A 14,746-nucleotide genomic window follows, 5' to 3' on the forward strand; every position below is an offset into this window, starting at 1 on the left:
CCCTACCCTTCGCGTTCCGAGTTTAAAAAACTCGATGGGACGAAACTGTCTGCGAGAAAGTCGAGAGCCCCTTTCGCATCCCCCAAAACGTATTCTATTTCCTGATCCAGCGGGTTTTTCCAACCACTCTTGTCAGCCAATCGAGTAATGACCTCTGGCAGGACCTCCATTGTATCCGAATCCATCGGACTTTCTATAATGTCATTTTTCGTTATGTTAAAAATGGGTTTGGCTTAACCGGATTCCAATTAGGCTTCTACTCCAATTCACGTGTGAACTCGCGTTCCTCATCCAGCTCCAGACCCAATAAAATATACTTGTCGCAAGTTCGCTCCAGCCAAATCGGCAATGGCTTATCATGGTCTCATACCAACGAACGAGGAAAAGTGGTATTTGTTTTTTAATGATATTAACCTCAATTTTTATGGACCTTCTTTTGTTGGTTGCGTGCCCGAAAAAGAAGTATCTTTATATTGGACGGCATTTTTCCGAGAACATTCTCGATTTCCAGAATCGAAGGATCTTCAATGTATTTTAATAAGAGAACTTCTCTGAACTCCTTCTTCAGCTTCTTCGCTGATTACCATACCGAATTCAGACTGTCCTGCCGCTCCAAAGCTCCATCGGGACGCTCGCTTTCATCGGTAATATCAAACTCCATGGGCTCAGTTCGCCGAGCGCTGCGGTAGTGGTTGTAAACCGTTCTGCAGCCGATGGTGTATAGCCAGGAAGCAAACGGATACTTGCCATCGTATCGATGGAAGTTTTTGAAAGCCTTGACTAACGTGTCCTGTGTCAAGTCTTCCGCATCCTGACGGTTTCTCGTATACCGGTAAATGAAATTGTAGAGCTCGGTCTGGCGTTGCTGAAGAGGAGGGTAAACGACGTCTTCTCGTTCGCAGAGTCATCCGAGTCGTAAGAGTCAACTCTTAACGCTTCCATCGTATTTGGCATTACTACGCTTTCTAAATGCACGTGAAAATCCTTAACCTTCTTCGTTATCTCCGTTCATCGCCTTTCTGCCTTCATCCGCAAGTGAACCCAAAATGTTGATAAGACTCTCTACAGGATACTCAAGTCCTATCGACACAAAGCTTTCCTCCTCTTCAACAACAAAATTATCCATGAGGGTATTCAATTGTTCATCACCCAATTCGGCGAATGAAGCCAACGCTATCATGCCTTGAACGATTCGAGACAAATGGCTGGATGTTTCCGCATCTGGGGTTGAAAGGGTAATTTTGGCTTAAAACATGTCACCTTGCTCTCCCAAAGCAAACCGCCCTCCTTGGGCTTTCTGCAGTACCCGGGCCTGGGCCGTCATATCCGCGATTGCATCGAATCCCTCAACGGTCGCCAAGAAGAAGAATCCCGGCTCGTCGGCCCGCATCAACCTTGAGTCGCTGTCTTCAATATTCTTGATTCCTCCCTCAATGACTCGTTGCGCCTTTTCAATCTGTTCGTACGACTTGCTCGATACCCACACATCATCTTCTAAAAACGTAGCGTACACCTCGTTTCCAACCAAGTACGTATCGTGAGCTTTGTCATCGAGACGTTTTACCTCCGACTTCCCATTTGTCTTCATTTCCAAAGTGGCGAGGTAGCCATCAATGATGGACCGGGCTCGATCACCCGTTTTCACGATCAATACGCTATTTTTTTGCGGATCTTCGGAAATACCTGAACCATATGCCGTTAGCGAATATAGTTTCTCTGCAACGAGACCAACGTCGATCGAGATCGACGAATCGTTGTTTTCGGCGATTTCCTCGCGCAGCCTGGCCAAGAGAAACGTGCCCATTTTAGTTTCCTTAAGATTCTCAAAATCCATGTGGGCCAACCATTGGGCATCACCTGCTACGTTTTTCTTGTCCAGCGGAGCCCCAAAGCTCGTGAATCCCATTGCCGCTGCGGTAAAAATAAAAATCAGTTTGTTCATAATCAATAATTCCCTCCGAGCTGCTCTACACCATGACATTGATTTAGGTTACAGTTTGCTCGGTGAAAATTCACGTTCTGACCCATTCCAAGCATTGGCCAAACTCTCGGCTTCAGTTGACCGGAGTTTTTATCGCTTCGCCGCGAGTCTCGATGGGCTTCGATAACTCGAGCGGGTCTATTCTTTCCCATTCCCCTGCCAAGTACTCAGTTGGGGAAATCGGCTCACTCCTTAGTCGCTTCTCCTCGATTTCGGCAACTACTTGCCGCATCGCCTCTATCCGTTCCCTGGTAACTCGATCCATCACATTCTTTTCCTTCAACAGCTTCTCTTCCCAGAAGTCCGGATACCCACTAATGTCTACCCCCGCGTTTGCCAACGCGTAAAGGGCAAGTATATCCGACTCAATTTGAAATCCAGCCTTGTGAGCATTGCGGCCCATGCTCCCGAAAATTCCGCCTGTGTTTACACCTGAGACCGCTGCCGCTAGATCTAGAACACTGCCGATAAACTCATTCTGAACCTTCATTCGGGCGTGCTTCATCACGTTTTGAACTAATGCATAAGCACAAATGTAATCCAGCTCTTCCTCCTCCAGACCTTCCATGCTCTCGAGCGGGAAGTAGATCGCTTTGCCTTCCGCATACACTGATTCCCGAATGAAGGGCGTCACAATCACACTGTACGAAACCGATCGATTGGCTTCGATCTCGAGCGTAATCTCTTCTCCGTTACGATCGACAACCAGTAAATTCGACTCATCGACAAGCCAGAGCTTCCCCATCTTTTCCACAACAAAAGTCGACGCCCTTTCCCCTTTCGGCAACTTGACTCCATTTAGCCGAAGCAGCTGGTCGCCTAGCAAAAGCCCTCCCGCATCGGCGGGCGAGCCCTCAACGATATACCGCACGGTTACAAAATCGCCCATTCCCTGCCTCGCGACTGCTTCCTCCAAATCGATCGGGTAAAATCGTCCAGTCGCAAAGATCGCTCCTGAATACCCGGTAGCCTCGTTTTCGTTGTATTCGACTACCGTTGGCCCTAGCGCACCGAGCACTTCGTAGCAGGACGCTTCCACTGACTGGATCCGCTTAAGGTAACGCTCTTTCATATCCGCTTCCTTTTGGGCCAAGCGGGCTTTTTCTTCCGGCGTCAGCGGAGTCGTGGTCTCACAGCTGGCGCAAAGCAGTGCACAGCAAACGACGACAAATTCAGGAAGCTTCCTCAACACGAAAGAGCATAATGCTTCGAATTATTCGATTTTCAATGAGGAATCCTCTTCTTGCGATAGATTTAGTCGCATTCTTTACAATGAAATATATATCATTAAAATGCTGAATAAAAGGGACTTAAGAATCACAAAAGTCCAAATCAGATCGGTTACTTAGGGACCTAAGGTCCCATCCGATACCCTGTAAGTGAAGAAATCTTCAACGAATCTTCGAACTTAGGTCGCACGAATCGTCCTGTTCGGTATAGTTTATCCTTTTGTCAGTTTCAATTTGCAGGCCGAAATATGGCTAGGGATGCCAAAGGGTGAACTCTTCAAAGAGCTCGGAGCTCCAATCTTAACTCTAGCCGCGGGCCCCAAGGAGCTGCACAACTTCAGCGATGGAAGAAAAGATGAGGTTCTCAACGAAAGAGTCGCGGCCTTCTCCGGCTTCCCCCAAGAATCCATAATCGAAGTTAAGCAACCGGCCAAAGAGGAAGCGCCAAAAGCGTCGACAGCCTAATCTCGCAAGGGAGCAAAAGCCAAAAGGGCCTCTGAGTTTAACGACTTCAAGGCGATCGAGAACACGCCTAAAGAAACCTTTACCCTTTCAAATAACCCTAAGAACACGAACGTTGCGAATAAGCTCCACGATTTTCTGGAATCCAACAAAGCGACCACCTTCTATATTCTTGGAGAGGGAATCGCGGCATGCTTGATCGTCGCAATCTCATTCTCTAGATCACGAAAGCTCATTCCTTTGGATTCGGAATAAGAACCATCGTTCAATCGTGAAATCCCTCCTTTTCCTCAGTCCACACCACAAGCACGACCCTTGATGGGCGATTCTCATGGAGAAACAACGGAATTGCGAGAAGAACGGCTCGCCATGCGGGAAGACCCGAATTCTCTCGGTCTTTCCATTCGGGCTACACCGTACCAGGACTTTGACTCAACAGAGCTTTGAAACCCTCTCATTCAACAAGCGAAGGAGTCAGGAGTCAAAGCTGCCTATTCAAGCGCGGGCAATGTCACTACTAATTATCTAACAAACCAACCCGAAAAACACGGGACAACACCCCCTAAGGTGGACCACCAGTAGCAAAACGCAGTTCCTCACTGAAGCTGGAATCCCATTAGACTCCGGATTCTAATTCCAATCCAAACTTGCCCTAGGTCGCGCGGACATAGTAAATGATAGCCTTCCAACATGAAGGCTCTCCTCACTTACACCATCCCGCTTTTGCTTTTAACCGCCTCGCTTGGCCAGATGGGCTTCTCTGCTGAGAACGGCCCGAAGCGCATCCTTTTTATCGCTGGCGAACCCAGCCACGGATGGAACAAGCACGAATTCCCTGCGGGATGTGAGCTTCTCGCCAAATGCCTGGATGAAAGCGGTCTCAATGTTCAAGCGCAGGTAAGCCTAGGATGGCCAGAGGATGATAGCCTTATCAAAAATGCGGATACAATTGTCATCTACTCGGACGGGAACGAACTGCACGTTGCTCTAGGCAAAGACGGAATATTGCAAGAGGCCTACCAAAACGGGTCAGGTATCGTTATTCTCCACTACGCTCTCGAACCGGGAAACGAGCCGCTCAACGAGTTTTTGACCGACGCCATCGGAGGTTATTTTGAGGTCGATTGGTCTGTTAATCCTGTCTGGACTCTCGAAAACTCGGAAATCCATACCCACGAGATCACTCAAGGTGTAGAGCCTTTTAATCTCGAAGACGAATGGTACTACCACATGCGGTTTCAGAATAATGGTGGCCAAATCGCGTCCCTAATCGAGGCCGTCCCGCCAGAATCTTCGCTAGGAGAAGACGGTCCCCGCACCGGAAATCCAGCGGTTCGAGACGCGCTCAAGAAGAAACGGCCCCAGTCTCTCGCATGGGCTAAAGTGGACTCGAATGAGCGACGCGGATTCGGATTCACGGGGGGACACTTCCACTACAACTGGAGCAACGAAAGCGTCCGTAAGCTGGTACTCAACGCCATCGCTTGGACCGCTGGGTTATATATCCCAGAAAAAGGCATCGAGTCCGAGATTCTTCCGATCGTTAAGTACCAATCCATCGAGCAGGCCATCGCGCTTGGCGATCTTGAGGACCTTCAGCGGCATATAGCAAACGATCCTGAAATCATAAATCGGCCCGGCCGAGGCAGCTATACTCCCCTCCACCAAGCCATACTTCGCAGGAAAGGTGACATCGTATCGAGTCTCATAAAACAGGGAGCCGACCCAAATGTCACCACGAAGAGTAAACAAACCGCCCTGCACGTCGCTGTGAGCCGAAGTGACGTAGCCTCCTGTCTTGCGGTTATCGCTGCGGGGGTGGATCTAAGTTTGAAAGACGGAAATGGCTGGACCCCCCTTCACTTAGCAGCGGCAAAAAACAAGATCGATCTAGTAACCTTACTGCTCGAAAACGGAGCTGATATTTCTATACTCAGCGACGCCGGAGGCACTCCCCTGCACGAGGCGTCCGTCAGCGGCAGCAAAGAGCTCATCGAATTGCTCCTCAGCGAAGGAGTCGATCCGAGCGTAGTATCGAAAACGGGGAAGACTGCCCTAGACCACGCGATCGAGTTCAAGAACGAAGCAGGAATAGGATCACTAACCGATCTCAAATAACTGGTCTGGCTTATAAAAATTCATGTTTGTTTCCATTTGTATCAATGTCTGCCCGCTCAATCCTTGGGCAAATACTATTAAAGTTCATTAATGAAGGTCGTCCTAGCCGAGAAACCTTCTGTCGCTCGCGACATTGCCAAGCACCTCAATGCGACATCTCGCCGAGACGGGTATTTGGAAGGCGGCGTCTGGGCAGTAACCTGGGCCTTTGGACACCTGGTCGAACTTCAGGAGCCAGAAGAATACAAGCCGGAATGGAAGTCGTGGCGCATCGATTCGCTCCCCATGATCCCCGAGAATTTTAAGTTGCGTGCTCGAGCGGAAAAATCGGTACAGGATCAATTGAATACAATCGTACGGCTTTTTAAAGAGGCCGACGAAATCATTTGCGCTACGGATGCTGGCCGTGAAGGAGAGCTCATTTTTCGATATATTCTGACATGGGCCAAATGTGAAAACAAGCCGTTCAAGCGCCTTTGGATCAGTTCGCTCACTAAAGAGGCCATCGCTAAGGGCTTCGAGAAACTGGAGGATGGTCACAAATTCGACCCCCTGTATCATGCAGCGAAATGCCGTAGTGAAGCAGATTGGATCGTCGGCCTCAATTCCACGCGCTTTTTCACGGTCGAATACGGCAAGCGAAACCTGCTTCTCAGTATCGGTCGCGTTCAGACTCCTATTCTCGCAATGATCGTAGAACGAGACCGTGAAATCGAAACCTTCGACTCAATTGACTACTGGGAAATTCATACACTCGCCCAAGGTGCCAGGTTTCGCCATACCAAGGGTAAGCTCAAAGAGTTTAAAGAGGCGGAAACCATCATATCAAAAGTCGAGGGCCAGGATTTAATCATCGATTCAGTTGAGAAAAAAGACGAGCTCTCGAACCCCCCTTTGCTATACGATTTGACCGAGCTGCAACGCGACCTCAATAAGCGTTTCGGATTTACCGCTGACCAGACTTTGCGAATCGCCCAGAATCTTTACGAAAACAAACACATCACCTACCCAAGAACGGATAGCCGATACCTAACCTCCGATCTGAAACCTACAATCGCGCCCTTACTAGAGCAATTTCGGCCATTCCGGAAAAAGGAAATCGGACAGCTGGATCTTCAAAATCTCAAATTCACCAAACGCATCGTAGACGATAAAAAGGTCTCGGACCACCACGCCATCATCCCCACCAATGACATTCCTTCGAAACTCAATGACGATGAGAAGAAACTCTACAACGCAGTACTCACCCGTCTAATTGCTGCCTTCTACCCTACCTGTATCAAAGCCGTAACCACAGTAGAAGCAAATGCTGCGAAAGAGCTTTTTCGAGCGAGAGGGACTCTTCTCGTCGAAGCGGGCTGGCAGGTTCTCTACCCGATTGAAAACAAAAAGCCGGCTGCAAAAAAAAAGGCGTCCACCAAGACCGAAAGAGCCGACCAGTCCCTACCGGACTTTCAAGCAGGCGAACGCTCTCTCCATACTCCCAGTATCGAAAAATTTAAGACATCCCCTCCAAAACGATTTACTGAGGCAAGCCTGCTTCAGTTAATGGAAACCGCTGGAAAGATAGTGGATGACGAAGAGTTGAAAGAGGCCTTGAAGGAAAAAGGCGTCGGGACCCCTGCCACACGTGCGTCGATTATCGAGGTCCTTATCAATCGGGGATACATCGGACGTAAGCGGAAGAACCTTCTCAGCACCCCCAATGGGCGACAACTGATAGCTCTGGTACAAGACGATAGGCTAAAGTCGCCAGAACTTACTGGAGACTGGGAGTTTCGCCTTAAGCAAATGGAGCGTGGCAAATACGATTCCAGCAAGTTCATAAGGGAAGTGGAAGCATACACTCGTGAAATTATTTCCGCGACTTCCGAAAAGACCATCGATCTAAAAAACCTGGGACCCTGCCCCCTATGCACCTCGTCTGTCATCCGCGGAAAGACCGGGTATGGGTGCTCCCAATGGCGTTCGGGCTGCAAATTCGCCATAAAGGAGGGTTCGCTTGGAATGCGGATCACACCAGTTCTCATGCGCGAACTTCTCCTCAACAAACGCAGTCTAACCGCTCACGGTATCCAAGACGGATCCAATCGCGTGCTCGCCACCTTATCCCTAGACAAAAAGGGGGAAATTGGATACAAGGTCGCAGAAATAGAACCCAAGCCAACCCGAAAAGACACTATTGGCCGGTGTCCATCCTGTGGCGGGGACATCCTCGAAGGACCCAAGAACTACGGATGCTCGAACTGGCGCGAAGGCTGCAAATTCGTTATTTGGAAGACGATCGCCCAAAAGGATATCTCGAAAGAAATCGCGCAAACCCTTCTAAAGAATGGAGAAACCGAATCGCTGGTTGGATTTCTCTCGAGAGCTGGCAAACCCTTTTCCGCTCAACTCGCTGTAACGAATAGAGAGGTGAAATTCAAATTCGAAGGCTAAAGAGTTCCAAAACAAGGAGGTCCGTTTCTAAACGTAAAAATACTCTTGGAATCGGGTTACATCGAGTGCCCATTTCCAATTAAAACGATGCCTTTTACACCCATTTTCTAGTCAGGTGATGAAACACTTGATTACTCCGTACGGCTAGTGCTACGCCGCGTTTCCGATCATACATCATTCTAAACCCGTGCGGCACAGTGCAAGCGCTAGCCCTACGGGTTTCAATTGAACCCTCCACCCATTCGACTTTGAATTCCCTCAAACATGCCATTCAATAACTCGGATCGACTAGCTGCCGTCATCCCTACCTATAATCGCGGTCGGTCGATTCGCCGCTGTCTCGATTCCGTCTATTCCCAGACTCGAATCCCAGAGGAGATCATCGTAGTCGACGACGGATCAACGGATGGATCGACATCTCACCTCGAGAGACGATATCCGGGAATTCGCGTCCTCTTCCAAAAAAACCAAGGAGTGAGTGCGGCTCGAAATACTGGAATTCGAGAAGCCAAATCGGAATGGATTGCCCTCCTCGACTCAGATGACGTATGGCTCAAATCAAAGTGCGACAAGCAACTTAAAGCGCTGCAGAATCATCCAAACTACCATATTTGCCACACACAGGAGAAATGGATCTACAAGGGCCGAGAAAAACAAATACCCAAAAACTACCACAAGAAGAGTGGATGGATATTCTCCGACTGCCTTCCGGTATGCGCCATCTCGCCTTCCACCGCAATAGTCAGTCGCGAGCTGCTAATCTCGATTGGCCTCTTTGACCAAACTCTGCCGGCCTGTGAAGACTATGATCTATGGTTGAGGATCGCTTCCCGCTATCCCGTTCTCCTAGTTGACGAGGCTCTCATCGAAAAGCACGGCGGCCACAGTGATCAACTCTCAGATCAACGCGGGCTGGACCTTTACCGAATTCAAGCGTTGGAAAAATTCCTAAATAACTCCAATTCAAAAACTGAATACAAGAAGATGGCGAGAGAGACTTTCATCAAGAAGTGCAATATCGTCATCCAAGGAGCAGAGAAAAGCAGAAACAGCGAAGTAGAGAATAGAATAAGCGCGATACGAGACCGCGTTCTCCTCCAGGCACAGACGTCAAAGGGTAGCGGGTAACCTACGAGCACCCATCGATAGCCATCTCATCTGTGAAAGCTCCGAAATCACCCTCTAGAAATATTTCCTGTTCAATCCAATCGCGTTAGCCGAATGTCCCTATACCAAGCTTCCATGGGACCGCCACTGTGCACTTGAAGAGCAATAATGCCCGAGCGTTCCACCGACGGATCCTCTTCTGCGTAGTCCACGGTCTTAATTCCATTTAACCATAGCTGAATGTGATCGCCCTTGGCCCGGACCACATACTCATTCCAGTCCTGGTGATTCACTACTTTCATGACCTTTTCCAGATCGGGGCCGGCAAGAACAGTCTTCCTGCGCTGCTCATCGTAGAGAGCCCCCCAGTATTTTCCACCCATGTCCGCTTGGTAGCCAATTACTTCGTGATGATCCGGAATTCTCTTGGTTCGAAACTGGACCCCGGCATTCACCTTCTCCCCGATCATCTTAAATTTAAATCTCAGTTCAAAGTCATCGAAAATCTCCTTAGTGCTCAAAAACTGGTTCTTGGGAATCGGAGCACTCAAGGTACCCGCCACGATCGACCCATTTTCAATGCGGAAGGACTCAAACGGACCTTCCCAACCCTCGAATGACTTGCCATCGAAAAGAACAATTTCCGACGACTGGGTTGAGCATCCAGCAAGGAGCCCGAGCATAATTAGCAAACTAGAAAGGGTTTTTAACGAGATCATGGGAGCACTTTCAACCGCCTGAAGCTATCTGCCAACACAAAATCCATCGGACCAGAAGCTCGCATCGCCAATCAACATGCCCCCGGCCGTAAAGAGCTTCCGGGGCCGCGCAACGTTACCTCGGTTTTGAAGATTAAAGGCCCTCTTAGAAACCATATATCAAGGATTTCTCAATTCCAAATAGATCGCACATTCTTTTCCTTTGTCTTGTTGTTCAACGAGTGATGGAAGGATTGTGGGACAGGGCAGTGGTCTGGTTTTTTGCACTGGGTGATCAATACGGTGTAGACCCGATTGTTTTCGGCAGTATTTACGTGGGCGCAATCCCCTTGTTCGCAATATCAGTCGCCTGGCTAATCAAGGCGAAACGGAGCCAAACATCAATTTCCATAAAAAAACGATTGGGATCACTATACTGCTATTCGTAACCATCGCCCAACAAGGTTTGGCCGCCCGTAAAATCGTGCTCGACGCCCGAATCGACGAGGCGATTGAAGAATTCTACGCCAAAACGAGTACCGGCAAGAAGCTCGCGCAAAAGTCGAAAGGGATACTTGTATTTCCTTCAGTCGGGAAAGCCGGAATTGGAATCGGCGGTGAGTACGGCGAAGGGGCTCTAATCATTAACGGCAAAAAAGTTCAGTACTATGCCACAGCAGCAGCATCGTTCGGTCTCCAGCTTGGGGTGCAAACGAAACGCCAGATTATTCTCTTTATGGAAAATGCGGATCTAAACAGCTTCCGCAATAGGAAAGGCTGGGAGTTTGGCGTCGATGGCAGTGTCGCCATCGCTACCCTAGGAGCAGGAGGAGAAGTCGACACGAAGTCTCTAAACCAACCCGTCATCGGCTTTATCTATGGCAACAAGGGCCTCATGGCGAATCTATCGCTGGAAGGAACCAAGTTGACTAGGATCGATAAGAAGAAGTAGCCAATCAGCCACTGCCCCGTTTGATAATTCTCTGGCCTATCGCTCGAGCTTTCTGATAATCCCAACCATTGATGAATCGCGAAAAGGGCCTCGATAGACTCGCATCAGAAAAAGACTGGGACATCCTAATAATCGGAGGGGGAGCGACCGGTCTTGGAGCCGCACTCGACGCGGCCTCGCGAGGGCACCGCACCGTTCTTCTCGAGCGCGGCGACTTTGCCCAAGGAACATCGAGCCGAAGCACAAAGCTCGTTCACGGCGGAGTACGCTACCTTAAGCAAGGCAATATCTCTTTGGTGAAAGGCGCTCTTCGAGAACGAGGTCTTCTCTTTCAAAATGCGCCGCATCTGGTCAATCCCCTTCCATTCATCATTCCCAGCCATCATTGGTGGGAAGGACCCTATTTTGCAACAGGATTGAAGCTCTATGACTGGCTTGCCGGAGACTTGGGAATCGAGGATACAAAGCTCTTAGGTAAAGAATCCACGCTAGAGGAAATCCCCAAGCTGCGAAGCGAAAAACTTAAGGGAGGGGTTAAGTATTGGGACGGACAATTCGATGACGCCCGCTTGGCCGTTGATTTCGCTACCACAATTTGGAAGCAGGACGGTCTTGCCTTGAACTATGTCGAGGTGAAAGAGCTTTTTAAGGAAAACGGAAGGATATCGGGTGCCATCAGCGTAGATTCCCGAAACGGGAAGACCTACCAAATCAACGCCAAGTGCGTCATCAATGCCACCGGTGTATTTAGCGATTCCATACGCAAGCTCGACAATCAGGAAGCTCAGAATATCATAAAGGCCAGTCAGGGAGCCCATATCGTTCTTGATCGGGACCAACTCCCTATGAACTCGGCGCTCATCGTTCCGAAAACGACTGATGGTCGAGTGCTCTTTGCCATCCCTTGGCACAACCGGATCATCGTCGGGACGACCGATACACCCGTAGATTCGATCGAACAGAACCCCCAGCCATTCCCTGAAGAAATCGGATTCATCGTAGAAAATGCCCAAAATTATTTAGACGTAAATTTAAAACAGGATGACATAAAAAGCGTATATGCCGGTCTGCGGCCGCTCGTTAGTCTCAAGTCAGGAAAAGGGTCTACGGCCCAACTCTCCCGTGACCACTACATCGAGATTTCCGAGTCCGGTCTCGTCTCTATCGCGGGTGGCAAATGGACCACCTACCGCAAAATGGGGGAAGATGTCGTCAATCGTGCGGAGATCTCTGCTAACCTCGATTCTCGACCTTGCGTCACCAAGAATCTTCCGATCAATACGAGCCAACCCAAACCCCAGGATAAGTCATTACATCCAGCTCTTCCTTACAGCAAAAACCAAATTGAAGCGAGTATCGAGTCAGAGATGCCCCTTACCCTTGAGGACGTTTTGTCCCGTCGGACAAGGGCGCAAGTACTCGACTTGGCGGCTGCTAAAGAAATAGCCCCATTCATCGCAGATCTAATGGTGGGAAAAGGTGTCTTAGCAGAATCCGAAAAAGCCGCTCATTTAGCGGAGTTCGACAAAAAAGCAGGCATCATTCCAATTATATAATTCTCCCAAGTAACGAGATAAACGTAACCGCTTCCTTGAATTCATCTTGAGAGAGATGCCCACTCTTTCGCCTCTCCCGCTTGACTCTACCAAGACGCGCGCAATCGATCCATCCATGAGGAAATCTCTCGGCGTCATAACGATACAGCTACTGGTCATTGACTTCCTACCGCTTTCCCCGACCATTGACGCCCAAGAAGACAAGCCCAACGTCCTTATGTTGATAGTCGACGTCATGAATGACTACGGCTTCTACAAAACTGACCCATAAGAGAACATAAACCTGTCTCGCAACCCAGAGTTTAAACGCGTGATTGAACGACTTAAAAAGTGGAGACCTGGCACATGGGCTAGATCACTCTGGGGCAGGAAAGGTTGAGGGTCCCTTTCATGAACTCGAATCGCACTCTTCTTTTTCTGCTCTTATCCCCTGCACGATAAGCCAAATCAGGAGGCAGGCGAAAAAGAGCACGACCAGGGTGCCCATGTTCGCCCCTAACCCGTTCATAAAAAGCAATCCCAAGCCACCCGCAAACAGAGAGTAACCCATCATGGGTAGAAGCGTCTTGCGAATCACGCTGCCCTCTTTTCCTAGCAAACCTACCGTTGCCGAAGCGAAAACCACGTTGTGCACGCAAATCATGTTTCCGGCTGCGCCGCCGACTGCTTGAAGCGCGACTACGACCGACTCGGTCGCTCCGATCTTCTGCGCCATACTAAACTGGAAGAAAGAGAATAGCATGTTACTGATCGTATTGCTTCCAGCGATGAACGCGCCGATCCCTCCTACCATAGGGGCCACGAGTGGCCACATAGAACCGAACAAAGCCGATATTCCATCTGCTAAGACAATCGGCATTTGAGCTAATTGGTCTGACTTTGAATTAATGAAAACCTGCACCATCGGAACCGCAAAGACCAATGCGGTAGCCGCACCCAGAAGCGTATTCCCAGACTCTTTCAGAGAGCGCTTTATCTGGTCTCCGCTCATTCTAAAAATGGCATAGCACAAAACGACTGTAACGAGGAAGATGAACCCCGGTAAATAAAGCGGTTGGGATTTCGTCGAAATTCCACTTCCAAAAATATCAGACCAACGCAAGGTCACAGCATTGGAAGTGATGAATGCCTTCACGGGGGCTACGGTACGTGTGACAACGAGGAGACAGGCTACGATCAAATAGGGAGACCATGCCTTGAACAAATGGGCCCCAGAGACCCTGCTCTTATGATCGTGCGAATCAACTTCCAGCTCGCCCTTCCACTCTAAATCCCAGTCTTTCTCATCTGGGAAACTCCAGGTTCGCTTTGGCTGAAACAGTCCTGCCTTAGTAGCGGGAACGACAATACAAAGCCCGACCAGCGCCCCAAGGAGACTGGGAAACTCAGGCCCAAGCAAACGAGCCAATATATTGGACGGAATCGTGAACGCCAATCCTGCGAACAACGCGTACTTCCAAATCGCTAACCCTTCCCCAAACGATCTTCTTTTCCCAAAGTATTTCGTCAACAGCGCCACCATCACTAAAGGTACAAAGGTTCCGACGATACCGTGAAAAGTGGCGACCGTAACACCTATTAGTTTAAGATAGGCTTCGTAGGAAATGCCAAGGGACTCAACCAGAGCCAAAACCTCTGTCTGACCCGATAATCCTGTATTCACTCCTACTAAAATCGGAGTTCCCACTGCACCAAACGAGACTGATGTACTCTGTATTACTAGAGCCACGACGACAGCTGCCATCGCAGGAAAACCAATGGCTACTAGTAAAGGCGCCGCAATCGCTGCCGGCGCTCCAAAACCCGCCGCTCCTTCTATAAAGGACCCAAAGAGCCAAGCGATTATTACCGCTTGAACACGCCGATCTGGCGATATGTCCACAAATCCCTGTCGTATCGCGTGGATATCTCCGCAGGCCTTGAGTGTGTTCAAAAGAAGAACCGCTCCAAAAACGATGAACAGTAAATTGACCGCTGTAACAAGGCCATGAATACTTGCCGCGGCTATTTGCGTGATAGGCGTACTCCAAACCGCAAAGGCGATCACTACGGCCACAACATAGGCGAGCGGCATCGCCTTTTTTGCCGGCCACCGAAGGACCACAAGAAAGAGCATAACGATCGCGATCGGAATCAATGCGATGAGAGAAAGAGCAGGGAGAGGTAGGCTGGGCATAGAGTAAGGGGGCTTTACTTCAACAACC

At 49.4% G+C, this 14,746-nt stretch carries 15 protein-coding genes and 1 pseudogene; 8 read left to right on the forward strand and 8 right to left on the reverse strand.

Annotated elements, in window-relative coordinates; genetic code table 11:
* Nucleotides 1–2: 2 nt before the first annotated feature.
* The 6 genes and pseudogenes from GA004_RS14740 to GA004_RS14760 all read right to left on the reverse strand — a co-directional run bounded on the left by GA004_RS14740 (nucleotide 3) and on the right by GA004_RS14760 (nucleotide 3,170).
* Nucleotides 3–185 (reverse strand): hypothetical protein, encoded by a 183-nt coding sequence (locus tag GA004_RS14740; RefSeq protein ID WP_283394640.1) that lies wholly within the window; start codon nucleotides 183–185, stop codon nucleotides 3–5.
* A gap of 230 nt (nucleotides 186–415) precedes the next feature.
* Nucleotides 416–568 carry an RNA polymerase sigma factor gene (locus GA004_RS18270; RefSeq protein ID WP_425492938.1) on the reverse strand — a complete coding sequence of 51 codons (153 nt, stop codon included), beginning with the start codon at nucleotides 566–568 and terminating at the stop codon, nucleotides 416–418.
* Nucleotides 569–580: 12 nt separating this feature from the next.
* Nucleotides 581–850, reverse strand: a pseudogene (locus GA004_RS14745) (RNA polymerase sigma factor); the annotation flags it as partial.
* A gap of 135 nt (nucleotides 851–985) precedes the next feature.
* Nucleotides 986–1,180 (reverse strand): hypothetical protein, encoded by a 195-nt coding sequence (locus GA004_RS14750; protein WP_283394641.1) that lies wholly within the window; start codon nucleotides 1,178–1,180, stop codon nucleotides 986–988.
* Nucleotides 1,181–1,246: 66 nt separating this feature from the next.
* The gene (locus GA004_RS14755; RefSeq protein WP_283394642.1) at nucleotides 1,247–1,942 is read right to left on the reverse strand and encodes a hypothetical protein; all 696 of its coding nucleotides are present in this window, start codon (nucleotides 1,940–1,942) and stop codon (nucleotides 1,247–1,249) included.
* A 112-nt stretch (nucleotides 1,943–2,054) separates the two neighbouring features.
* On the reverse strand, nucleotides 2,055–3,170 hold the full coding sequence (locus GA004_RS14760; RefSeq protein WP_283394643.1) for a M48 family metalloprotease: 1,116 nt from the start codon (nucleotides 3,168–3,170) through the stop codon (nucleotides 2,055–2,057).
* A 274-nt stretch (nucleotides 3,171–3,444) separates the two neighbouring features.
* Here GA004_RS14760 and GA004_RS14765 point away from each other — a divergent pair, with 274 nt between their 5' ends.
* The 5 genes from GA004_RS14765 (at nucleotide 3,445) to GA004_RS14785 (ending at nucleotide 9,357) form a co-directional block, all read left to right on the forward strand.
* Nucleotides 3,445–3,675, forward strand: a complete 231-nt coding sequence (locus GA004_RS14765; RefSeq protein WP_283394644.1) for a hypothetical protein — start codon at nucleotides 3,445–3,447, stop codon at nucleotides 3,673–3,675.
* A gap of 315 nt (nucleotides 3,676–3,990) precedes the next feature.
* Nucleotides 3,991–4,119 (forward strand): hypothetical protein, encoded by a 129-nt coding sequence (locus tag GA004_RS14770; RefSeq protein WP_283394645.1) that lies wholly within the window; start codon nucleotides 3,991–3,993, stop codon nucleotides 4,117–4,119.
* A 243-nt stretch (nucleotides 4,120–4,362) separates the two neighbouring features.
* The gene (locus tag GA004_RS14775; RefSeq protein ID WP_283394646.1) at nucleotides 4,363–5,790 is read left to right on the forward strand and encodes an ankyrin repeat domain-containing protein; all 1,428 of its coding nucleotides are present in this window, start codon (nucleotides 4,363–4,365) and stop codon (nucleotides 5,788–5,790) included.
* A gap of 90 nt (nucleotides 5,791–5,880) precedes the next feature.
* Nucleotides 5,881–8,229: a DNA topoisomerase 3 gene (locus GA004_RS14780; RefSeq protein WP_283394647.1), complete on the forward strand. Its 2,349-nt coding sequence runs from the start codon at nucleotides 5,881–5,883 to the stop codon at nucleotides 8,227–8,229.
* Nucleotides 8,230–8,493: 264 nt separating this feature from the next.
* Nucleotides 8,494–9,357, forward strand: coding sequence for a glycosyltransferase family 2 protein (locus tag GA004_RS14785; RefSeq protein WP_283394648.1), 864 nt, complete (start codon nucleotides 8,494–8,496; stop codon nucleotides 9,355–9,357).
* Nucleotides 9,358–9,428: 71 nt separating this feature from the next.
* Here the strand turns inward: GA004_RS14785 and GA004_RS14790 are convergent, their stop codons facing one another.
* A complete protein-coding gene (locus tag GA004_RS14790) occupies nucleotides 9,429–10,019 on the reverse strand; it encodes a 3-keto-disaccharide hydrolase (protein ID WP_283394649.1) in 591 nt (196 codons plus the stop codon).
* Between the two features lie 481 nt (nucleotides 10,020–10,500).
* Between GA004_RS14790 and GA004_RS14795 the strand changes: the two genes are divergently transcribed.
* The 3 genes from GA004_RS14795 (at nucleotide 10,501) to GA004_RS14805 (ending at nucleotide 12,813) form a co-directional block, all read left to right on the forward strand.
* Nucleotides 10,501–10,986, forward strand: a complete 486-nt coding sequence (locus tag GA004_RS14795) for a lipid-binding SYLF domain-containing protein (RefSeq protein WP_283394650.1) — start codon at nucleotides 10,501–10,503, stop codon at nucleotides 10,984–10,986.
* Between the two features lie 71 nt (nucleotides 10,987–11,057).
* Complete coding sequence (locus GA004_RS14800; protein WP_283394651.1) at nucleotides 11,058–12,542, forward strand: glycerol-3-phosphate dehydrogenase/oxidase; 1,485 nt, start codon at nucleotides 11,058–11,060, stop codon at nucleotides 12,540–12,542.
* Nucleotides 12,543–12,657: 115 nt separating this feature from the next.
* Complete coding sequence (locus GA004_RS14805) at nucleotides 12,658–12,813, forward strand: hypothetical protein (protein ID WP_283394652.1); 156 nt, start codon at nucleotides 12,658–12,660, stop codon at nucleotides 12,811–12,813.
* Between the two features lie 117 nt (nucleotides 12,814–12,930).
* On the opposite strand, the gene GA004_RS14810 is transcribed toward GA004_RS14805, so the two are convergent.
* The gene (locus GA004_RS14810; protein ID WP_283394653.1) at nucleotides 12,931–14,718 is read right to left on the reverse strand and encodes an L-lactate permease; all 1,788 of its coding nucleotides are present in this window, start codon (nucleotides 14,716–14,718) and stop codon (nucleotides 12,931–12,933) included.
* Between the last annotated feature and the right edge of the window lie 28 nt (nucleotides 14,719–14,746).

Origin of the sequence: Candidatus Pelagisphaera phototrophica (assembly GCF_014529625.1) — a bacterium.
Classification (GTDB): Bacteria; Verrucomicrobiota; Verrucomicrobiia; order Opitutales; family Opitutaceae; genus Pelagisphaera; species Pelagisphaera phototrophica.

Excerpts from the sequence above, each read along its gene's own strand:
- GA004_RS14790 (WP_283394649.1), bottom strand. The coding sequence starts at position 10,019 with ATGCTCGGGCTCCTTGCTGGATGCTCAACCCAGTCGTCGGAAATTGTT.
- GA004_RS14800 (WP_283394651.1), top strand. The coding sequence starts at position 11,058 with ATGAATCGCGAAAAGGGCCTCGATAGACTCGCATCAGAAAAAGACTGG.
- GA004_RS14785 (WP_283394648.1), top strand. The coding sequence starts at position 8,494 with ATGCCATTCAATAACTCGGATCGACTAGCTGCCGTCATCCCTACCTAT.
- GA004_RS14780 (WP_283394647.1), top strand. The coding sequence starts at position 5,881 with ATGAAGGTCGTCCTAGCCGAGAAACCTTCTGTCGCTCGCGACATTGCC.
- GA004_RS14750 (WP_283394641.1), bottom strand. The coding sequence starts at position 1,180 with ATGATAGCGTTGGCTTCATTCGCCGAATTGGGTGATGAACAATTGAAT.
- GA004_RS14805 (WP_283394652.1), top strand. The coding sequence starts at position 12,658 with ATGAGGAAATCTCTCGGCGTCATAACGATACAGCTACTGGTCATTGAC.
- GA004_RS14775 (WP_283394646.1), top strand. The coding sequence starts at position 4,363 with ATGAAGGCTCTCCTCACTTACACCATCCCGCTTTTGCTTTTAACCGCC.
- GA004_RS14810 (WP_283394653.1), bottom strand. The coding sequence starts at position 14,718 with ATGCCCAGCCTACCTCTCCCTGCTCTTTCTCTCATCGCATTGATTCCG.
- GA004_RS14755 (WP_283394642.1), bottom strand. The coding sequence starts at position 1,942 with ATGAACAAACTGATTTTTATTTTTACCGCAGCGGCAATGGGATTCACG.
- GA004_RS14740 (WP_283394640.1), bottom strand. The coding sequence starts at position 185 with ATGGATTCGGATACAATGGAGGTCCTGCCAGAGGTCATTACTCGATTG.
- GA004_RS14770 (WP_283394645.1), top strand. The coding sequence starts at position 3,991 with ATGGGCGATTCTCATGGAGAAACAACGGAATTGCGAGAAGAACGGCTC.